The organism is Streptomyces sp. 1331.2 (genome assembly GCF_900199205.1).
Lineage (GTDB): Bacteria > Actinomycetota > Actinomycetes > Streptomycetales > Streptomycetaceae > Kitasatospora.
Window position 1 is genome coordinate 871,568 of sequence record NZ_OBMJ01000001.1, and the last position, 19,425, is coordinate 890,992.

Genomic DNA, 19,425 nt, shown 5'->3' on the forward strand with positions numbered 1-19,425 from the left:
AGCCTAACAGCCGAGGTCACGCCCCCTGCAGCCGCCAACGCGCTACGCCCGTAGAGCCTTGGCGCTACTGCGGCGCAACCGTACGGCCGGCCAGGACGGGCAGCACCTGCCCGCAGATCGAGTGCAGGGCGATCCGCTGCTCGTCGGTCATCGCCTCGAAGGCCTGGTGGGTGCGGGCCATCTCGCTCCGGATGCGGTTCAGGATCTCCCGGCCCTCGGTCGTGATCACCACGATCTTCACCCGGCGGTCACCGGCCGCCGCCGCCCGGTTGGCCAGGCCCAGCGACTCCAGCCGGTCCACGATCCCGGTGACGTTCGACGCGTCGCAGCCCAGCCGCCCGGCCAGCGCACGCATCGGCACCGGCTCCTGCACCGCGCCCAGCGCCTTGGCCTGCGAGGAGGAGAGCCCGTGCCGGGCCGCGGCCGCCGCGAAGTCCTGGAAGTACGCGGCGCCGACGGCGGCCAAGGCCTCCATCAGCTCGGCGTTGGTCGGTACGGTCGTCGTCGCTGTCGAACCCATGGGGTCAGAGTACGACCAGGTGCTTCAGCAACTCAAGCTTTGACCGGGGCAACCGTCGGCGAGCCGCCTCACACACCCGCCCACCTCTCCCGGCCGACGCCCCCGCGCACCGCACCCGCGCGCGGCCCCGGCCGCAGCTGCAGCCGCGGTCAGAGCACCAGCTGGTCGAACAGCCGCCGCAGCTCCGCCTCCGGGTCCGCGGTCAACCCGGTGTGCACCGGCCCCGGCTGGACGATCGCGCTGCGCGGCGCGGTCAGCCAGCGGAACCGCTGCCCGGGGCTGTCCCCGGCCGCCGGCCCGGCCTGCGGGCCGCCCTGGCAGACCGCCTCGATCCCGTGCAGCGCCCGCCGCACCCCGTGCACGTCCGCCACCGGGTCCAGCGCCAACAGCCGGGCCTGGTCCAGGTGGGTGCGCGCCGCCAGGTGCGAACTCTGCCGGCAGTACAGCAGCACCCCCACGTTGACGCACTCCCCGCGCTCGACCCTCGGCACCGCACGGATCACGGCGTACTCGTAGTCGTGCAGCTCGACGGTGGCCGGCAGCGCGGGCGTCGACGACTCGGTCATGCGGGCACCTCCGGCAGCCAGTCACGCGGACCGGCCAGTCGCTCGGTCAGCTGGGCACGGTACGCGGCGCGCACCTCGTCGGGCGAGTCGAAGCCGAACTCGTCCATCAGCCAGACCTCGGGGATCTGCGCCACCGCGTCCTCGATCGCCACCTCCGCGACCGGCGCCAACGCCTTGTCCGCCGCCGCCAGATCCGGCCGGGCGAGCAACAGGGCGTGGTCGGAGGCGTCGTACGGTCGGCGGGTCCAGGCCGCGGCACCCGACCAGTTGTGGTGGAAGATCAGGCTCGCCCCGTGGTCGATCAGCCGCAGCCCGCCGGTGGCCACCAGCAGGTTGGGGTTGCGCCAGGACCGGTCCACGTTGCCGATCAGCGCGTCGAACCAGAGCACCCGGCCCGCGAGTTCGGGATCCACCTCGAAGCAGAGCGGGTCGAAGTTGAGCGCACCGCTGACGAAGGCCATGCCGAGGTTGGTCCCACCGCTGGCCCGCATCTGGTCCTGGATCTGGTGGTCCGGCTCACTGCGCGCGAGCACCGGGTCCAGGTCCACGGTCACCAGCGCCGGCACCGGCAGCCCGAGCCGCCGCCCCAGTTCCCCGGCCAGCACCTCCGCCACCAACGCCTTGCGCCCCTGCGCCGCACCGACCCATTTCAGCGCGTAGAGCCGCCGATCATCGGCCTCGACCAGGCCCGGCATCGAGCCGCCTTCTCGCAGTGGCGTCACGTACCGGATCGCCGTCACCTCGGGTAGCACGACCGACAGCCTATCGGTGCCACACGCCCTGCCATACGCCGACGACCCCTCCCATCCCCTTCGTCCAGTCCCCTTCGCCCAGTCCCCCTCTCCCTCATCCGCCCCACCCCAGTGGCACCCCCCGCTGCTCCGTGCGAGTGTGGCGGACAGTAATCGGGACCTTCACCGCAAAGGGATGAGCGATGGAACGACCTCGGATCCTGATCGTGGGCGGTGGCTTCGCCGGGCTGGAGTGCGCCCGCCGCCTCGAACACAAGCTCTCGCCCGCGGAGGCCGAGATCACGCTGGTCACGCCGTTCAGCTACCAGCTCTACCTCCCCCTCCTCCCCCACGTCGCCGCCGGCGTCCTCACCCCGCAGTCCGTGGCCGTCTCCCTGCGCCGCTCGCTGCGCCGCACCCACATCGTCCCCGGCGGCGCCATCGGTGTGGATCCGGCCTCCAAGGTCCTCGTCGTCCGCAAGATCACCGACGAGGTGGTCGCGCAGAAGTACGACGTCCTGGTGCTCGCGCCGGGCAGCGTGACCCGCACCTTCGACATCCCCGGCCTCACCGACTACGCCCGCGGCATGAAGACGCTCGCCGAGGCGGCCTACGTCCGCGACCACGTGATCGCCCAACTCGACCTCGCCTCGGCCACCTTGGACCAGAAGGAGCGCGAGTCCCGGCTGCAGTTCGTGGTGGTCGGCGGCGGTTACGCGGGCACCGAGACGGCCGCCTGCCTGCAGCGGCTGACCACCGCCGCCGCGCTGCGCTACCCGCGTCTGGACGCCCGGCAGATCAAGTGGCACCTGATCGACATCGCCCCGAAGCTGATGCCGGAGCTGGGCGACCCGCTCGGCGAGGCCGCCCTGGAGGTGCTGCGCGACCGCGGGATCGAGGTGTCGCTGGGCGTCTCGGTGGCCGAAGTCGGAGCCGAGTCCGTCAAGTTCACCGACGGCCGGGTGCTGCCCTGCCGCACGCTGATCTGGACGGCCGGCGTGGCCGCGAGCCCGCTGATCGGCACGCTGGACGCGGAGACGGTCCGCGGCCGGCTCGCCGTGACGGCAGAGATGCGGGTGCCGCAGTTCGAGGGGGTGTTCGCGCTGGGTGACGCCGCCGCGGTGCCGGACCTCGCCAAGGGCGACGGCGCGGTCTGCCCGCCGACCGCCCAGCACTCCGCTCGGCAGGGCCGCGCGGTGGCCGACAACGTGATCTCCTCGCTCCGCAACCAGCCCCTGGAGCCGTACTACCACAAGGACTTGGGCCTGGTGGTGGACCTCGGCGGCAAGGACGCGGTGTCCAAGCCGCTGGGCATCGAGCTGCGCGGGGTGCCCGCCCAGCTGGTGGCGCGCGGCTACCACCTGATGGCGATGCGCACCAACGCGGCCAAGTTCCGGGTGGGCGCCAACTGGTTGCTCAACGCGACGGCCGGGGACGACTTCGTCCGCACCGGCTTCCTCGCCCGCCAGCCCGCCCGACTGCAGGACTTCGAGTACACCGACGCCTATCTGACGAAGGATCAAGTACGGGCGCACGCCCAGTCCTTGCTCGCCAAGGGCTGACCCGGGGGCCCGGGACACCGTTCCGGCGCCCCCGCAGCCTCGGCCGAGGGGGCGCCGGATCACGCGGTCGTCACGCGGTCATCGCGCGGTCACCCGGCCACATCACGCTCATCGCGCCGTCAGGTACATCCCGCTCGCGTCCTGCCCGGCCGTGTTGCGGCAGGAGTAGTCACCGCCCGGGCGGGCCCAGAGGAGCGTCAGGCAGCGCCCGACCGCCGACTGGCCGTAGTAGTTGGGGTGCATCGACTCCTGCAGCGCGCCCTGGGTGGAGTTGAGCCCGCCGTCGAGGAAGCGCGCCCATTCGCTGGTGGTCGCGGACGGACCGGAGGTGGCGGTCGGCTGCCTGGTGGCCGTCGAGCAGACCTCGCGGCCCTGCAGCATGTCCGAAAGGTCCAGGAACTGCGCGCCCTTGGCGGCGGCGACACCCGCCAGCGCCTGGGTTATCTGCGGCACCAGCGAGTCGCGGGCCCAGTCGGCGTCACCGTCCCAGAACGGGCAGCCGCCGGTGTTGGACCGGGTCCAGCCGCTCTCCGGGTAGCGCATCTCGGCGCTGCGCGGGATCGGCGACGGGTAGGACTGGAGCACCAGCCGGTAGTCCGTCCGCGCGTAGCCCGCGTCGGCCATCACCGCGCGGACCTCGTCGATCGCCTTGCCGACCCCGGCCATCGCGGTGGACATCTTCTCGTCGATCGAGGACTGTGCGGAGTCGTGGCAGTAGGAGTACCAGATCAGGTAGTCCTGCACGCAGGTGGAGATGACGTCCGCGAAGCCCAGGTCGTTGCCGCCGATCGACAGGGTGATCAGCTTGACGTTGTTCTGCCGTGCCACGGTGGCGAGTTGGTCGGCCTGCGGGGCCTCGCCCTTGTACGACTGGCCGCCGTTGGCGGCGCGGAAGACGTTCGCGGTGACGGCGCCCGAGCAGGCCAGGTTGATCTCGTTCTGGGCGCCGGTGGAGGCACTGAGCACCTCGGCGACGTCCGAGCGGTCGCAGCCGCTCGCCGCGGTGGTGCCGTAGACGCGCGAGGGGTCGTACGAACTGCCGGTCCAGGCCCGGTCGGTGCCGTTGCGGCTGCCGCTGGTGCCGGCCGAGTTGCCCTTCCAGCGTCCGGCTTCGCCGGAGATGTAGCTGTCGCCGAGCGAGACGCTGGCGGTGGGCCCGGAGGGGACCGCGGTCGGGGCGGCGTGGGCCGGTGCGGCGACGGCCAGGCCCGCGACGGCGAGCGGGAGGGCGAAGGCTGCGGTGAGCAGCCGTCGGCCGAGTCGCGGTGCACTGCGGGTGATGCTCGAACTGTTTTCGGGCACGCGGAACTCCTGCGGCTCGGTCTTCCCGTGGTGTGGGGCGCGGGAAGACGCGTAGGTGAGGGTGGGCCGCCGGCCGGTGGCGCGATGAAGATGACATGGCCGCGCCTGTTACCGCTAGGTATCTGCAGCAGGTTTCCGCTTTGTTACCGACGGGTTCAGACCAACCGCGACCCGCCGCGGCCGGCCCCCAGCACCGCCGCCAGGTCCTCCGCCAACTCCCGCGCCTGTGCCGCCTCCAGCTGCGCAGTGGTGACCCGCAGCCCGGGCGGCGACTGGATCCGGTACCGGGCACCGGGCGCCGCGACCCAGCCGCGCTGCACCAGCGCCGCCAGCGCCGAGGTCTCGTCCGGCACCGGCACCCAGACGTTCAGCCCGCTCTGCCCGTGCGCCTCGATCCCGTGCGCCGCCAGCTCGCCCAACAGTGCGTCCCGCCGGGCCCGGTAGACGGCCGCCACCCGCGCGACCGGCACGGCGTCGCTGCGCCACAGCTCGGCGACGGTGCGCTGCAGCAGGTGGCTGACCCAGCCGGCGCCCAGCCGCAGCCGCCCGGCGACCCGTCCGATCGTCTCCTCGTCTCCGACGGCCACCGAGACCCGCAGGTCCGGCCCGTACGCCTTGGCCGCCGAGCGCACCACCGCCCAGTGCCGGGTGTCGGCCCCGACCAGCGGGTGGTACGGCTGGTCGACCATGCCGTGCCCGTGGTCGTCCTCGATCAGCAGCACCCCGGGGTGCCCGGCCAGCACGGCCTGCAGCGCCTCGGCCCGGCGGGCGGTGAGCGCGGCGCCGGTCGGGTTCTGCGCCCGGCTGGTGACCACCACCGCCCGGACGCCCTCCGCCAGGGCCGCCGCGAGGGCGTCCGGCAGCGGGCCCTCGTCGTCCAGCCGGACGGGCACCTGCCGCAGGCCCATCGCGGGCAGCAGGTCGAGCAGGCTGCCCCAGCCCGGGTCCTCGACGGCCACCGCGTCGCCGGGGCGCAGCCGGGCGCCGAGGATGCGCTCGATGGTGTCGAGCGAGCCTGAGGCGACGACGATCGGGCCGCCGGGCAGGCCGTCGGCCTCGAAGGAGGCGCGGGCCAGCGCGAGCAGGGCGGGGTCGACCGCCGAGTGCCCGTACAGGACGGGGTCGGCGCGGGCGGCCTCGGCGGCGGCCGCGAGGGCCGGGCCGAGGTCGGGCAGCAGCGCCGGGTCGGGGTTGCCGCCGGAGAGGTCCCGGGCGTTCGGCGGGACGGGGATGGCGATCTGGTCGCGCGGGGTGAGCGCGGGCCTGGGGAGGATCCGGCTGCCCTTGCGGCCGGCGGTCTCGATGACGCCGCGGTCGCGCAGCAGTCGGTAGGCGGCGGCGACGGTGTTGGGGTTGACGCCGAGTTCGGCGGCGAGGTCGCGCAGCGGGGGCAGCGCGGTCCCCGGGGCGAGGAGTCCGCTGCTCACGCCCTGTTCGATGTGCGCCGCGATTTCGCTGGCGCGTCGCCCTTTCAGCGGATAGTCTCCTAGCACAAACCAAATTATGCACTAGTACGTAGAGGATGTCATGTCAGACACCACGGAAGGCTCGCCCAGCTACTCCCGCACCCCCAGGACGACCCCGACCCGCTACAAGGACCGGGCCACCTGGGAGCAGGAGGCGATCCACGCCATCCTCGACAGCGCCTACATTTGCCACCTCGGCTTCGTCGTCGACGGCGCCCCCGTCGTCCTGCCGACGATCTACGCCCGGGTCGGCAGCCGGCTCTACGTCCACGGCTCCACCGGCAGCCGCCCGATGCGCAGCGCCTCCGGCGAGCAGGGCATGCCGGTCTGCGTCACCGTCACCCAGGTCGACGCGCTGGTGCTGACCAAGTCCGCGTTCAACCACTCGGTGAACTTCCGCTCGGTCGTCGCCCACGGCACCGCCCACCAGGTCACCGACCCGCAGGAGCTGGACGTCGCGCTGGCCGCCCTGGTCGACCACGCGATACCCGGCCGCTCGTCCGAGGTCCGCCCGGCCAACGCCAAGGAGCTCGCCGCCACCGCCGTCCTGCGGCTGGAGCTGGACGAGGTCTCGGCCAAGACCCGCGACGACGACGCCTCCGACGACGCCGAGGACGCCGACCTGCCGCACTGGTCCGGCCTGATCCCGGTCACCACCGTGCACGGCACCCCCGTACCGCACGACGACCGCACCGTCCCGCTCCCCGCGCACCTGCGCAGCTACCCGCGCTGACGAGGAGCACCCGATGCTGATCAGGTCCTGGGACCGCGGCGACGAGGACGAGTGGCGCGCCTGGCTGGCCGAGGGCCGCGACTTCGGCCTGCTCGCCGCCAACGGCGGCCCCGGCGAGGGCCCGGTGCTCGTCCCCACGCACTTCCTGCTGGACGCCGAGCGCGGCGAGATCCTGCTGCACCTCGCCGCGCCCAACCCGCTGCTGGCCGCCGTGCGCGCCGACCCGCAGGTCACCCTCGCGGTCACCGACGGCTATGCCTTCGCCCCCGGCCACTGGCGCGGCGCCCCGGGCACGCCCACCAGTTACTACACCTCGGTGCACTTCCACTGCACCGCCGAGGTCGTGGAGTCCGCCGCCGACAAGGCGGAGATCCTCAACCGCCAGCTGGCGCACTTCCAGCCCGAGACGCCGGAGGTCCGGGTGGTGCCCGGGGACGGCGAGCTCGCCCGGCAGCTGCCCGGCCTGCGCGGGCTCCGGCTGACGGTGAACGAGGTACGGGCCAAGTTCAAGTACGACGACAAGAAGCCCGCCGAGGCACAGTTCGGCATCGCCGAGCGCCTCGCCGAACGCGCGGGAGGCCGCGGGCGCGGCCGCGACCAGTACGCCGCCGCCCGTTCCCAGCTGCTGCGCCGTCACGGCCGGCGCACCGCCTTGTCCGACACCGCCTCGTCCGACACCGACCCGTCCCGCGCCGGCACACCCCGCGCCGCCGCACCGCGCACCACCGCACCCCGTACCACCGCACCGCGCGCCGCCGACTGACCCGGCGTCACCCGATCGGCCCCGATCTCGGGCAGGCCGCCCCCGGCACTGCTCGAATGTGAGACGAGCCCTGCCCACTCGACGTCGGGGGCGGGCCCGTCCACTCCCGGGAGCGCGCGTGTCCTCAGTCAATCGCCGACAGGCGTCCGGCGAGGCCCACCTCGGCCACGTGGTGTTCATCTCGGCGGCCGCCGCCATGGGCGGCTTCCTGTTCGGCTACGACAGCGCGGTGATCAACGGCGCGGTGACGGGCATCCAGAAGCACTTCGCGGTGGGCCACGGCACCACCGCCTTCGTGGTGGCCATCGCGCTGCTCGGATCGGCGGCCGGCGCGGTGATCGCCGGCCGACTCGCCGACCACCTCGGCCGGGTGCGCACGATGCTGCTGGCCGCCGTCCTGTTCGCGGCCAGCGGCATCGGCTCGATGTTCCCGCCGAACATCGAGGCCCTGGCCACCTGGCGCGTGGCCGGCGGCGTCGCGATCGGCATCGCCTCGGTGATCGCCCCGACCTACATCGCCGAGGTCGCGCCGACCGCCTACCGCGGCCGGCTCGCCTCCTTCCAGCAGATGGCGATCGTGCTCGGCATCACCATCTCCCAGCTCGCCAACTACGCGCTGAACCAGGCCGCCGGCGGGGAGTCCACCGGCCACCTCGGCGGCATCCAGGCCTGGCAGTGGATGCTCGGCGTCGAGACCATCCCGGCCCTGGTGTACGGGCTGATGGCACTCTCCATCCCGGAGTCGCCCCGCTTCCTGATCGCCGACCACCGCGAGGCGCAGGCCCGCACGGTGCTGGCCGAGGTCGAGGGCGAGGGCGTGGACCTGGACGCCCGGGTGGCGGAGATCCGCGCGGTGCTGGAGTCCACCCACAAGCCCCGGCTGAAGGACCTGCTCGGCGGCCGCTTCGGCCTGCTGCCGATCGTCTGGATCGGCATCGGCGCCTCGGTGTTCCAGCAGTTCGTCGGCATCAACGTGATCTTCTACTACTCGTCCTTCCTCTGGCAGTCGGTGGGCATCAACGAGTCCAACTCGCTGCTGATCAGCCTCTCCACCTCGATCGTCAACGTGATCGGCACGGTGATCGCGATGGCCCTGGTGGACCGGATCGGCCGCAAGCCGCTGGCCCTGGCCGGCTCGATCGGCATGGCGGCCGCGCTGTCCACCGCCGCCTGGGCGTTCTCCTACCGGCACGGCACCGGCGACACCGCCACCCTCGACAACACCCACGCCACCGTCGCCCTGGTCGCCGCGCACGTCTTCGTGCTCTGCTTCGCCTTCTCCTGGGGCGTGGTGGTCTGGGTCCTGCTCGGCGAGATGTTCCCCAACCGGATCCGTGCGCTGGCCCTGTCGGTCGCCGCCTCGGCCCAGTGGATCGCCAACTGGGCGATCACCGTCAGCTTCCCGGACCTCGCCGACTGGAACCTCTCGGCGACGTACGTGATCTACGCGGTCTTCGCGCTGCTCTCCATCCCGTTCGTGGCCTTCTGCATCAAGGAGACCAAGGGCCGCGCGCTGGAGGAGATGGGCTGACCCGTACGCCCCACCGACCCCCCGCGCCACACGCGGCCCGACCCACCGAGAGGAAGCCATGCCCGACCAGCGCGGCTCCCGGCAGAACGTCACCTTCCCGAGCAACGGCCGTACCGCGCACGGGTACCTGGCCCGCCCGCCGCAGGGCGTCGGGCCGGGCCTGGTGGTGGTGCAGGAGTGGTGGGGGCTCACCTCGCACGTCGCCGCCACGGCCGACCGCTTCGCCGCCGAGGGCTTCACCGTCCTCGCCCCCGACCTCTTCGGCGGCGCCACCACGCACGACCGCACCGAGGCGGCCCGGCTCAAGCGCGAACTCCCGGTCGAGCAGGCCGTCGAGGACCTCTCCGGCGCCGTCGACCACCTGCTCGCGCTGGAGGGCGTGGTCGGCGACTCCGTCGGCGTGGTCGGCTTCTGCATGGGCGGCGGCTTCGCCCTGCTGCTGGCCGCCAGGGCCGGCGACCGGGTGGCCGCCGTGGTGCCCTTCTACGGCCTGCCGCCCGACCCCGACTTCGACTACCGCGGCCTGACCGCCCACGTCCTGGGCCACTTCGGCGAGTTGGACGGCTCGCTGCCGATGGCCACCGTGGACGAGGCGGCGATCCGGATCGGCGAGGCCACCGACGTCCGCCCCGAGTTCCACTTCTACCCGGCCGGACACGCCTTCATGAACGACGAGAACCTGCTCGGCACCTACGACCCCCTGCAGGCCCGGATCGCCTGGCGCCGCACCCTCGCCTTCCTCCGGGGCCACCTCGGCTGAGAGCGCCGGCCCGCTGCTCCCCGGCCCCGCCCCGATCCGGCCCCGGTCCGGCCCCGAAAACCGGATGACACCTGTACGAACTCCCGCCATAGTCACCTGGTGCCGACCCCACCCCCGCACCCCCGCCGCCTCGCCTGGGCGAGCCGCAACTTCCGCATCCAGACCGCCGCCACCGTGATCAGCGGCCTGGGCAGCGCCGGCGCCCCCGTCGCCACCGCCTTCGCCGTCCTCGGCAGCGGCGGCAGCACCACCGAGGTCGGCTACGTCACCGCCGCCCGTCTGCTGCCCACCGTGCTGCTCCTGGTGCTCGGCGGCGGCCTCGCCGACCGCCTGCCGCGACACCGGATCATGGTCGCCGCCAACCTCTTCAACGCCGCCTCCCAGGCCGTACTGGCCGCGCTGGTCCTGTCCGGGGACGCCCGGCTCTGGCACCTGCTGGCACTCTCCGCCGCCGGCGGCGCCGGCCACGCCCTCTACGCCCCGGCCTCCAGCGGCATGATCATGCAGGCCGTCCCCCAGGAGCACGCCGCCCGTGCCTTCTCGGTGTTCCGGATGGGCCAGAACGCCTCCCAGATCGGCGGCGCCGCCCTCGGCGGGGCGCTCACCGCCGCCTTCGGCCCCGGCTGGGTGCTCGCCCTGGACGCCCTCTGCTTCCTGGTCGCCGCCGCGCTGCGCTTCTTCCTGGAGCCGGAGCAGGCCCCCGCGCCCTCCGGCGGCGGCATGCTGCGCGACCTGAGCGAGGGCTGGCGGGAGTTCGCCTCCCGCCGCTGGCTCTGGGTGATCGTGCTGCAGTTCTCCGTCCTGGTCGCCTGCGTCGAAGCGGTCGAATCGGTGTACGGGCCGACGGTCGCCGCGGAGCGGCTCGGTGGCGCGAGCGCCTGGGGCCTGGCGATGTCCGCCTTCGGCCTCGGCCTGGTGGCCACCGGGCTGCTGATGGCACGTTGGCGGCCGCGCCGGATCCTGCTGGTCGGCAACTGGGGCGTCTTCCTGTTCGGCATGCCGGCGCTCGCCCTCGCCGCCGCCGTCCCGCTGCCTCTGCTGACCGCCGCGATGTTCCTGTCCGGCGTCGGCGTCACCGTCTTCGGCGTCAACTGGATGGTCGCGCTGCGACAGGAGATCCCGGCGGAGATGTTCTCCCGGGTCTCCGCGTACGACCTGCTCGGCTCCAACGCGCTGGCCCCCGCCGGCACCGCGCTGGCCGGCCCGGCCGCCGTGGCACTCGGCCTCGGCGGCGCGCTGTGGACCTGCGCGGTCGTCTGCCAACTGCTCAGCGCGGCGGTCCTGCTGGACCCCCAGGTGCGCCGGCTCAGCCGTCGGAGCACCGCCGACGCACCGGTGCCCGCCGCCGAGCCCGTACCCACCTCGTGAGCGCCCTGTGCGCCCCGCGTGCGCCCGCCCGTGAGCAACCACCGGTACGCGTGGTTCGTCCGAAGAGGTAGCAACCACACCGCCTTTGGGGGCCACCGGTGCCGAAGCCACTGCTGTTCCTGGACGTCGACGGGGTCCTGAACCCGGTCTGTCCCCATCCGGACGCCGGGTTCGACACCCACACCCTGTTCGGCTACTCCGTCCTGCTCTCCCCCCGCCACGGCCGCTGGCTGCGCGAGCTGGCCGGCACGTACGAACTGGTCTGGGCCACCACCTGGGAGGAGCACGCCAACACCCACATCGCCCCGGCGATCGGCCTGGACCCGCTGCCGGTGGTCCGCCTCAGCGGCTACGTCCCGCAGCCCGGAGACCCGCGCGTCCCGCTGATGGAGCTGTTCTCCGCCGCCAAGTGGGCCCCGCTGCTGCGCTACGCCGGGGGCCGCCCGTTCGCCTGGGTGGACGACGTCATCCCGGCCCGGCTGGTCCGCAGGTCGCTCTGGCGGCGCGACCGCCTGCTGCTGCCGATCGACCCGGGCCAGGGCCTGGAACGCCGGCACGTCGACCGCCTGCTCGCCCGCCCGCCGCGCGGCCAGGCCCTGCCCTCCGGGGGTTCGGCGCTCAGGGGGTCGGCAGCCAGCTGACGTGCCCGGCGAGCAGCACGTACCCGACGAAGGCCACCGTGTCGATCAGCGCGTGCGCCACCACCAGCGGCATCACCCGCCCCCACCGCCGGTACAGCAGGCAGAACACCGCCCCCATCACCATGTTGCCGACCAGCCCGCCGACCCCCTGGTACAGGTGGTACGAGCCGCGCAGCACCGAGCTCGCCGCCACCGCCGCCGGCCACGACCACCCCAGCTGCCCCACCCGGCGCAGCAGGTAGCCGAGGACGACGACCTCCTCCAGGACGGCGTTCTGCCAGGCCGACAGCACCAGCACCGGCACCCGCCACCAGACGTCCGGCAGCCCGGACGGCGCCACCGTCAGGTTGTACCCGGCCGCCTGCGAGGCCAGGTACAGCGCCAGCCCCGCCCCGCCGATCGCGGCCGCGACGGCGGCGCCCCGGCCCAGGTCGCGCAGCTTCTGCCCGAGGTCGAAGCCCAGCACCCGCAGCGCGACGCCCTCGCGCACCAGCAGGTAGCCGACCAGCACCACCGGCATCAGCCCGCGCCCGATGTAGTACAGCTGCCACACCAGGTCCAGCCAGGGCCGCCCGGGCGCCCGCGATCCGTTCAGCGTGGCGACCTGCTGGCCGAGCTTGAGCGGTTCGGTGAGCGAGCCCGCGAAGCTGATCAGCGCGCTGATCCCGCTGGCCCCGAGCGAGAGGCCGAGGACGATCAGCAGCTCCACGCCGAGCTGACGACGGGTGGGCCGGGCGGTCTGCGGCGCGGTCGGCACGGCGGTCACGGGAGCTCCAGCGGACGGACGGTCGCTCCGGCCGTCTCCCGGCCGGAGCGATCATCCTGACACAGGGACCATCCGGCTAGGGCCTGTCCGGCGGATCTTGTCGGATCAGCGCGCGGCGTCGGGCGCCCGTCTGGGCGGGCGCCCGAATCGCCCTCGTACTGGGTGTACTTGGACGATTCGGGCGTGCGTCCAGGCGGGATGATCCGGCGTCGTGCGCCCGGCAAGATCCGCCGGACAGGCCCTAACCGACCGGCCAGGTGTGCACCGGCTCCCCGCTGCGCATGTGCTCGGCGTAGCGCCGGGTCATCGCCGCGAGCGCCGCCGGCCGGTCCATCCCGTACCGTTCGCGCAGCCGGTGGAAGGTCGCGCTCTGCCAGGCCGCGCCGTTGGTGCGGCGCAGGCAGCGCTGCTCGATGATGCCCAGGTAGCGGTCCCGGTCGGCGGGTTCCACGCCCCACTCGTCGAGTCCCTGGTAGGCCATCGGCAGCAGCTCGCCCAGCACCAGGTCGACGGCGGAGACCGTCTGCAGCCCGCCGCCGCGGCCGGCCCGGCCGGGTCGCGGCCACTGGAGGACGGCGTCGATGCCGTACCGGGCGCCCTGCCGGAAGTTCTCGTCGGCCTTCTCGAACGGCAGCCGGGTCCAGACCGGCCGGGGCTGCTCGGCGAGCACCCGGACCAGGCCGTAGTAGAAGGCGGCGTTGGCCAGCGTGTCGGCCACCGTCGGCCCGGCCGGCAGCGCCCGGTTCTCCACCCGCAGGTGCGCGACCCCGCCCGAGACGTCGTAGATCGGCCGGTTCCAGCGGTAGATGGTGCCGTTGTGCAGCCGCATCTCGGCGAGCTTGGGCGCGCCGCCGGAGGCCAGGACCTTCAGCGGGTCCTCGTCGTCGCAGATCGGCAGCAGCGCGGGGAAGTACCGCAGGTTCTCCTCGAACAGGTCGTACGCCGAGTCGACCCAGCGCTCGCCGAACCAGGTGATCGGGCGCACGCCCTGGGCCTTGAGCTCCGCCGAACGGGTGTCGCAGGCCTGCTGGAAGAGCACCGGTCGGGTCTCCCGCCACAGCTCCCGTCCGAACAGGAACGGGGAGTTCGCGCCGAGCGCGAGCTGCGGCCCGCAGAGCGCCTGGGCGGCGTTCCACACCGAGGAGAACCGTTCCGGCGTCACCTGGAGGTGCAGCTGCAGCGAGGTCGCGGCGGCCTCGGCGACCATGGTGATGGACTCCAGCTGGAGGTGCTCGACGCCCTCGATGTCCAGCGCGATCTCCTCCCCCCGGGCGGCCAGGATCTGGTCGCTGAGCAGGGTGTACCGCTGGTTGTGGCTCATCGAGTCCAGCCCGGTGTGCGCGTGCTCCAGGGTCGGCAGGATGCCCACCATGACGATCCGCGCCCCCGCCTCGGCGGCCCGCCGGTCGGCGTAGCGCAGCCCGGTGTCGATCTCCTCGCGCAGCTCCTCGAACACGTGCCCGCAGAGCCGGTGGGGCGTGATGTTCACCTCGATGTTGAACTTGCCCAGCTCGGTCTGGAAGTCGCTGGAGCCGATCGCGCTCAGCACCTGCGCGTTGTTCATGGCCGGCAGGCCCTGCTCGTCGGCCAGGTTGAGCTCGATCTCCAGGCCCATCACCGCCCGCGGCCGGTCGAAGCGGTCCTCCCGCAGCATCCGCCCCAGCGCGTCGAGACAGGACTGGAGCTTGCGCCGGTACAGCTGCCGGTCCGCCAGATCCGCCCGAGTCGCCACGACCTTCTCGCCCACGGTCCCCTCCTCCTGAGCCACCCCGTCGAGCCCACCCGGCCGACCGACCGTGCATGCATCATGCCCACCTCGAAGATCGATACCCGAATGCTTGGAATGGCTTGCAATGCAAGGCAACTGACGGAAATTCAGCGCAACCCTAGACTTGCCCGGCGCCACCGCCTGTGATAAACAGATCACCCTGCGCATCTGTTCGATGAGAATTCGCACAGCGCTCCGGCCGGTCCGCTCCCGCATCGAGAGCCCTCGTCGACGGCGACGACCGCGCCGGCACCGCGATCCTGCACAACCGGACACGGCCGGGCCCCGTCACCGTTGACGCGCCGCGCCACGCCGGTATGCCGCACTCGCACGCCGATCTCGCTTGGAGAGGCGGACACCGCCATGACCCTGCAGACCCCCCAGCCCCCACCGAGCGCGCTGCGCGCCGTCCTGGGCGCACTCGACTCGGACACCGCCCTGCGCCAGCCCGCCGCCGCAGCGCTGCGTCATCCGGCCGGCCCACTGCTCCCCGCACATCCGCTTGCCGTGCACGTCCTGGACGGCCCGCGCCCCGAGCTCACCGCCGCCCGCCGCACCGGGTGGCGCTTCCTGATCAAGGACGGCGCCGAGGTGGCCGCGGCCGCCGAGGTGGTGCAGGGCATCGAGGGCCACACCTTCTCCCACTTCACCGCCGGCCCCTACCTGGACTCGACGGTCCGGGCGCTGCGCGAGGCCTGGCAGCTCGCCCAGGGCTCCCGGATCCGCCAACAGCCCCGCCTGCTGACCTTCCCGGGCCAGTACGCGACGGCCCTGTGGCTGCACAGCCCGGACGCCGGGCCGGCCGCCGACCTGCTGATCCCGCTCGCTCCGGCCCCGCTCGGCGTCACGGCGCACCGCGCCCACCCGGCCGCCGAACTTCTGCCGCTGCTCGCCCGGGCCCCGCTCACCGGGCCGGTGCTGCTCGGCTCCGCCTGAGCCGTCCTGGCCGTACGGGCCGCCGGGCCACCCGCCCGGCGGCCCTTCGCCGCGCCCACTCGAACGGCATCACCCGAACGGCACCACCCGAACGGGCCATCCGGCATGGCCCGGCCGGGCCATGCTCCGGCTGACCCACCTGTGCCGCGATTCCCCCGCCTCCCCACCTGAACGGGTGATCTCTACCCGGGAGTTGTGGCGCATGTCACGAAATCCCTGCGGGCGCGTCCGCAGATGCCGACACTGGGAACCAGCGTGGAAGGACCACCTGTCCTACCCACTTGAGCGCCGGTCAACACCTGGTCGGCGTGCGGACAGGATCCGACTACCGCGGCGGCTCCGGACGGCCCGGCCTCCGGCGGCCGCACCACGGGGAGGATCGCAGAGCGAAGCGAGGGTACGCGTATGTGCCAGCACCGTCCTGAGTGCCCGTCGGCCGAGTCCGAGGACCGCGAGGCGGCCGTCTCGGTGGCCCGCCATCCGGAGCAGGGCTGGAGCCTGCTCTGCAACGGCGTGGTCCTGTTCGAGGACACCGGAGAGCTGCTGCCCGACGGCCGGGTGATCGCCCCGCGCCGCCCCGTCGCCCACGCGGCCTGACCACCCGGTCCGACCGTACGGCGGGGGCAGCCGCCGCGGAGGAAACGAAAGGGCTGGGCCCCGGCGGAACGTTCCGCCGGGGCCCAGCCTTTCGTCCTGCCCTCGAACCGGGCCGAGGGCGTGTCCGTCAGACGCCGTACTCGTCCAACGGCGGGCAGGAGCAGACCAGGTTGCGGTCGCCGTACGCGCCGTCGATCCGGCTCACCGGCGGCCAGTACTTGTCCGCCGGGTTCACGCCCGCCGGGAAGACCGCCTCCTGCCGCGAGTAGCCGTGCGCCCAGTCGCCGGCCAGCTCGGCGGCGGTGTGCGGGGCGTTGCGCAGCGGGTTGTCGTCGGCGGCCCACTCGCCCGAGCCGACCTTGTCGATCTCGGCGCGGATCGCGATCATCGCGTCGCAGAACCGGTCGATCTCGTGCAGGTCCTCGGACTCGGTCGGCTCGATCATCAGCGTGCCGGCCACCGGGAAGGACATCGTCGGCGCGTGGAAGCCGTAGTCGATCAGGCGCTTGGCGATGTCGTCCACCGTCACGCCCGTCTCCTTGGTCAGCGGGCGCAGGTCGATGATCGACTCGTGCGCGACCAGCCCGCCCGGACCGGTGTAGAGCACCGGGAAGTGCGGCGCCAGGCGCTTGGCGATGTAGTTGGCGTTCAGCACCGCGACCTGGGTCGCGCGCTTGAGGCCCTCGCCGCCCATCAGCCGGACGTACGCCCAGGAGATCGGCAGGATCGCCGCCGAGCCCCACGGCGCGGCCGAGATCGGGCCGACACCGGTGGCCGGGCCGGCCTCCGACTGCAGCGGGTGGTTCGGCAGGTACGGCGCCAGGTGCGCGCGCACCGCGACCGGGCCGACGCCCGGGCCGCCGCCGCCGTGCGGGATGCAGAAGGTCTTGTGCAGGTTCAGGTGCGAGACGTCCGCGCCGAACTTGCCCGGCTTGGCGAGGCCGACCAGGGCGTTCAGGTTGGCTCCGTCCACGTACACCTGGCCGCCGGCCTCGTGCACCATGGCGCAGATGGTGGTGATCTCGGTCTCGTACACGCCGTGGGTCGACGGGTAGGTGACCATCAGCACCGACAGGGTGTCGCGGTGCTGCTCGATCTTGGCCTTCAGGTCCTCGACGTCCACGTCACCGTCGACCAGGGTCTTCACCACGACCACGCGCATGCCGGCCATCACCGCGGAGGCCGCGTTGGTGCCGTGCGCGGAGGACGGGATCAGGCAGACGTCGCGCTGGGTGTCGCCGTTGGCGTGGTGGTAGGCGCGGACGGCCAGCAGGCCGGCCAGCTCGCCCTGCGAGCCTGCGTTCGGCTGGATCGACACGGCGTCGTAGCCGGTCACCTCGACCAGCTGCTGCTCCAGCTGGCGGATCAGGGTGAGGTAGCCCTGGGCCTGCTCGATCGGCGCGAAGGGGTGGAGCTGGCCGAACTCCGGCCAGGTCACGGCCTCCATCTCGGTGGTCGCGTTGAGCTTCATGGTGCAGGAGCCCAGCGGGATCATGCCGCGGTCCAGCGCGTAGTCCCGGTCCGACAGGCGGCGCAGGTAGCGCAGCATGGCGGTCTCCGAGCGGTGGCTGTGGAAGACCGGGTGGGTCAGGTACTCGTCCTCGCGCAGCAGCGCGGCCGGCAGCGTCTCGGCGGCCTCGGCGACCTCGACGGCCGGGACGCCGAACGCGGCCCAGACACCGGCCAGGTGCTCGCGGGTGGTGGTCTCGTCGGTGGAGACCGAGATCCGGTCCTCGCCGTCCTGGTACAGGTTGATGCCGTTGGCGCGGGCGGCGGCGGCGATCTCGGCGGCGCGGCCCGGGACGACGGCGGTGACGGTGTCGAAGAACTCGCCGTGCAGCAGCTCGACACCGCCGGCCCGCAGACCCTCGGCGAGGGCGGCGGCGTAGCGGTGGGTGCGGCGGGCGATGTCGGCCAGGCCGTCCGGGCCGTGGTACACGGCGTACATCGAGGCCATGACGGCGAGCAGCACCTGGGCGGTGCAGATGTTGCTGGTGGCCTTCTCGCGGCGGATGTGCTGCTCGCGGGTCTGCAGCGCCAGGCGGTAGGCGCGGTTGCCGTCGGAGTCGACGGAGACGCCGACCAGGCGGCCGGGCAGCGAGCGGGCGTACTCGGCGCGCACCGAGAGGTAGCCGGCGTGCGGACCGCCGAAGCCCATCGGCACGCCGAAGCGCTGCGAGGTGCCGCAGGCGATGTCGGCGCCCAGCGAGCCCGGGCTCTTGAGCAGGGTCAGCGCCAGCAGGTCGGCGGCGACCGCGACGATCGCGCCCAGGCCGTGCGCCTGCTCTATCACCGGGGCGAGGTCGCGGACCACACCGGTGGCGCCGGGGTACTGCAGCAGCACGCCGAAGACACCGCGCTCGGCGATCTCGGCCGGGATGCCCTCGGACAGGTCGGCGACGACGACCTCGACGCCGGTCGGCACGGCGCGGGTGTTGATCACCGCGATGGTCTGCGGCAGGGTCTCGGCGTCGACCAGGAAGACGCCGCCCTTGACCTTGGTGACGCGGCGGGCCAGCGCCATCGCCTCGGCCGCCGCGGTGCCCTCGTCGAGCAGCGAGGAGCCGGAGGTCGGCAGGCCGGTCAGGTCGGAGACCAGGGTCTGGAAGTTGAGCAGCGCCTCCAGGCGGCCCTGCGAGATCTCCGGCTGGTACGGGGTGTAGGCGGTGTACCAGGCCGGGTTCTCCATGACGTTGCGCAGGATCACCGGCGGGGTGAAGGTGCCGTAGTAGCCCAGGCCGATCATCGGCTGGAGCACCTGGTTGCGGCCGGCCAGCTCGCGCAGCTCGGCGAGGACCTGCGCCTCGGTCCGGCCGGCGGGCAGGTCCAGGCCGGTGATGGAGCGGATCGCCTCGGGCACGGCGGTGGCGGCGAGCTCGTCCAGCGACGCGTAGCCGACGGACGCCAGCATCTTCTCCTGCGCGGCGGCGTCGGGGCCGATGTGGCGGTTCTCGAAGGGACTGGCCAGCTCAAGCTCGGTGAGGGTCGAGGCGCCGGTGGGGCGTCCCGCGTTCGGCTGGGCGTTCATGGTGGTCGAGGCCTCCTGGTCACGGACCGGCGGGGGTCCGAACGCCGGCCGGCCTTTCCCGCTGCGGACAGCAGGTCGGCCCTGGCGGACGAACCCGTCAGGCCTCCCCCTCTGTCATCGGGACCTGAGAGCTTCGCCCGCACGGCGCGCTGTGGGCGCTCCGTCGGCTTGCACCGTCGGTGAGGGTGGTGGTCGTCGGCTCCTGCGCCGACGCTCCTGCCCTGCTTTCCAGAGTGACCTACCCCACACGGTACGGATGCCTGAGAGATTCCGGGGAGGAGTTGCTCCTTCGGCGCTCCGACCAGCGCTTTTCGCGATCGGAGACTCTCCCGAGCGGGCTCTGCGGTCGCCGCCCAGGGTACCAGCGGGAGGCTCTCCGATCACGGG

Annotated in this window: 17 protein-coding genes and 2 riboswitches; of the genes, 9 read left to right on the plus strand and 8 right to left on the minus strand. The window is 73.1% G+C overall.

Annotated elements, in window-relative coordinates; genetic code table 11:
• Positions 1-64 precede the first annotated feature (64 nt).
• The 3 genes from CRP52_RS03775 to CRP52_RS03785 all read right to left on the minus strand — a co-directional run bounded on the left by CRP52_RS03775 (position 65) and on the right by CRP52_RS03785 (position 1,838).
• On the minus strand, positions 65-520 hold the full coding sequence (locus CRP52_RS03775) for a MarR family winged helix-turn-helix transcriptional regulator (protein ID WP_097235081.1): 456 nt from the start codon (positions 518-520) through the stop codon (positions 65-67).
• Between the two features lie 149 nt (positions 521-669).
• On the minus strand, positions 670-1,086 hold the full coding sequence (locus CRP52_RS03780) for a DUF3037 domain-containing protein (RefSeq protein WP_097235082.1): 417 nt from the start codon (positions 1,084-1,086) through the stop codon (positions 670-672).
• Complete coding sequence (locus CRP52_RS03785; protein ID WP_179852678.1) at positions 1,083-1,838, minus strand: HipA family kinase; 756 nt, start codon at positions 1,836-1,838, stop codon at positions 1,083-1,085. The genes CRP52_RS03780 and CRP52_RS03785 overlap by 4 nt, the downstream gene beginning before the upstream one ends.
• Positions 1,839-2,020: 182 nt before the next feature.
• Between CRP52_RS03785 and CRP52_RS03790 the strand changes: the two genes are divergently transcribed.
• Positions 2,021-3,379 (plus strand): NAD(P)/FAD-dependent oxidoreductase, encoded by a 1,359-nt coding sequence (locus tag CRP52_RS03790; RefSeq protein WP_097235084.1) that lies wholly within the window; start codon positions 2,021-2,023, stop codon positions 3,377-3,379.
• Between the two features lie 108 nt (positions 3,380-3,487).
• On the opposite strand, the gene CRP52_RS03795 is transcribed toward CRP52_RS03790, so the two are convergent.
• Both CRP52_RS03795 and CRP52_RS03800 read right to left on the minus strand, forming a co-directional pair.
• On the minus strand, positions 3,488-4,681 hold the full coding sequence (locus CRP52_RS03795) for a GDSL-type esterase/lipase family protein (RefSeq protein ID WP_257032269.1): 1,194 nt from the start codon (positions 4,679-4,681) through the stop codon (positions 3,488-3,490).
• 155 nt (positions 4,682-4,836) lie between these two features.
• The gene (locus CRP52_RS03800) at positions 4,837-6,174 is read right to left on the minus strand and encodes an aminotransferase class I/II-fold pyridoxal phosphate-dependent enzyme (protein ID WP_097235085.1); all 1,338 of its coding nucleotides are present in this window, start codon (positions 6,172-6,174) and stop codon (positions 4,837-4,839) included.
• Positions 6,175-6,208: 34 nt separating this feature from the next.
• Between CRP52_RS03800 and CRP52_RS03805 the strand changes: the two genes are divergently transcribed.
• The 6 genes from CRP52_RS03805 (at position 6,209) to CRP52_RS03830 (ending at position 11,943) form a co-directional block, all read left to right on the plus strand.
• Positions 6,209-6,880, plus strand: coding sequence for a pyridoxamine 5'-phosphate oxidase family protein (locus tag CRP52_RS03805; RefSeq protein WP_097235086.1), 672 nt, complete (start codon positions 6,209-6,211; stop codon positions 6,878-6,880).
• A 13-nt stretch (positions 6,881-6,893) separates the two neighbouring features.
• Positions 6,894-7,643 (plus strand): FMN-binding negative transcriptional regulator, encoded by a 750-nt coding sequence (locus CRP52_RS03810; RefSeq protein ID WP_097235087.1) that lies wholly within the window; start codon positions 6,894-6,896, stop codon positions 7,641-7,643.
• 118 nt (positions 7,644-7,761) lie between these two features.
• Positions 7,762-9,174 (plus strand): sugar porter family MFS transporter, encoded by a 1,413-nt coding sequence (locus CRP52_RS03815; protein WP_257032270.1) that lies wholly within the window; start codon positions 7,762-7,764, stop codon positions 9,172-9,174.
• A 58-nt stretch (positions 9,175-9,232) separates the two neighbouring features.
• Positions 9,233-9,934: a dienelactone hydrolase family protein gene (locus tag CRP52_RS03820; protein WP_097235088.1), complete on the plus strand. Its 702-nt coding sequence runs from the start codon at positions 9,233-9,235 to the stop codon at positions 9,932-9,934.
• 99 nt (positions 9,935-10,033) lie between these two features.
• A complete protein-coding gene (locus CRP52_RS03825) occupies positions 10,034-11,302 on the plus strand; it encodes an MFS transporter (RefSeq protein ID WP_097235089.1) in 1,269 nt (422 codons plus the stop codon).
• 98 nt (positions 11,303-11,400) lie between these two features.
• Positions 11,401-11,943, plus strand: a complete 543-nt coding sequence (locus CRP52_RS03830; RefSeq protein ID WP_097235090.1) for an HAD domain-containing protein — start codon at positions 11,401-11,403, stop codon at positions 11,941-11,943.
• Here CRP52_RS03830 and CRP52_RS03835 read toward each other — a convergent pair.
• Together CRP52_RS03835 and CRP52_RS03840 are read right to left on the minus strand one after the other, a co-directional pair.
• The gene (locus CRP52_RS03835; protein ID WP_097235091.1) at positions 11,921-12,709 is read right to left on the minus strand and encodes a CPBP family intramembrane glutamic endopeptidase; all 789 of its coding nucleotides are present in this window, start codon (positions 12,707-12,709) and stop codon (positions 11,921-11,923) included. The genes CRP52_RS03830 and CRP52_RS03835 overlap by 23 nt on opposite strands.
• Before the next feature lie 241 nt (positions 12,710-12,950).
• Complete coding sequence (locus tag CRP52_RS03840; RefSeq protein ID WP_097235092.1) at positions 12,951-14,456, minus strand: glutamate--cysteine ligase; 1,506 nt, start codon at positions 14,454-14,456, stop codon at positions 12,951-12,953.
• A 384-nt stretch (positions 14,457-14,840) separates the two neighbouring features.
• Here CRP52_RS03840 and CRP52_RS03845 point away from each other — a divergent pair, with 384 nt between their 5' ends.
• Positions 14,841-15,413, plus strand: coding sequence for a hypothetical protein (locus CRP52_RS03845; protein ID WP_097235093.1), 573 nt, complete (start codon positions 14,841-14,843; stop codon positions 15,411-15,413).
• A 405-nt stretch (positions 15,414-15,818) separates the two neighbouring features.
• Positions 15,819-16,010, plus strand: a complete 192-nt coding sequence (locus CRP52_RS03850) for a DUF5999 family protein (protein ID WP_097235094.1) — start codon at positions 15,819-15,821, stop codon at positions 16,008-16,010.
• Between the two features lie 127 nt (positions 16,011-16,137).
• Here CRP52_RS03850 and gcvP read toward each other — a convergent pair whose 3' ends face one another.
• Positions 16,138-19,038 (minus strand): aminomethyl-transferring glycine dehydrogenase, encoded by a 2,901-nt coding sequence (gcvP, locus tag CRP52_RS03855; protein WP_097235095.1) that lies wholly within the window; start codon positions 19,036-19,038, stop codon positions 16,138-16,140.
• Between the two features lie 104 nt (positions 19,039-19,142).
• Positions 19,143-19,275: riboswitch (glycine riboswitch) on the minus strand.
• Between the two features lies 1 nt (position 19,276).
• A riboswitch (glycine riboswitch) is annotated at positions 19,277-19,380 on the minus strand.
• Positions 19,381-19,425: the final 45 nt, after the last annotated feature.

What these genes read in the sequence shown, in the direction of transcription:
- CRP52_RS03810 (WP_097235087.1), top strand. Translation starts at nt 6,894, where the DNA reads ATGCTGATCAGGTCCTGGGACCGCGGCGACGAGGACGAGTGGCGCGCC.
- CRP52_RS03780 (WP_097235082.1), bottom strand. Translation starts at nt 1,086, where the DNA reads ATGACCGAGTCGTCGACGCCCGCGCTGCCGGCCACCGTCGAGCTGCAC.
- CRP52_RS03850 (WP_097235094.1), top strand. Translation starts at nt 15,819, where the DNA reads ATGTGCCAGCACCGTCCTGAGTGCCCGTCGGCCGAGTCCGAGGACCGC.
- CRP52_RS03790 (WP_097235084.1), top strand. Translation starts at nt 2,021, where the DNA reads ATGGAACGACCTCGGATCCTGATCGTGGGCGGTGGCTTCGCCGGGCTG.
- CRP52_RS03845 (WP_097235093.1), top strand. Translation starts at nt 14,841, where the DNA reads ATGACCCTGCAGACCCCCCAGCCCCCACCGAGCGCGCTGCGCGCCGTC.
- CRP52_RS03805 (WP_097235086.1), top strand. Translation starts at nt 6,209, where the DNA reads ATGTCAGACACCACGGAAGGCTCGCCCAGCTACTCCCGCACCCCCAGG.
- CRP52_RS03820 (WP_097235088.1), top strand. Translation starts at nt 9,233, where the DNA reads ATGCCCGACCAGCGCGGCTCCCGGCAGAACGTCACCTTCCCGAGCAAC.
- gcvP (WP_097235095.1), bottom strand. Translation starts at nt 19,038, where the DNA reads ATGAACGCCCAGCCGAACGCGGGACGCCCCACCGGCGCCTCGACCCTC.
- CRP52_RS03775 (WP_097235081.1), bottom strand. Translation starts at nt 520, where the DNA reads ATGGGTTCGACAGCGACGACGACCGTACCGACCAACGCCGAGCTGATG.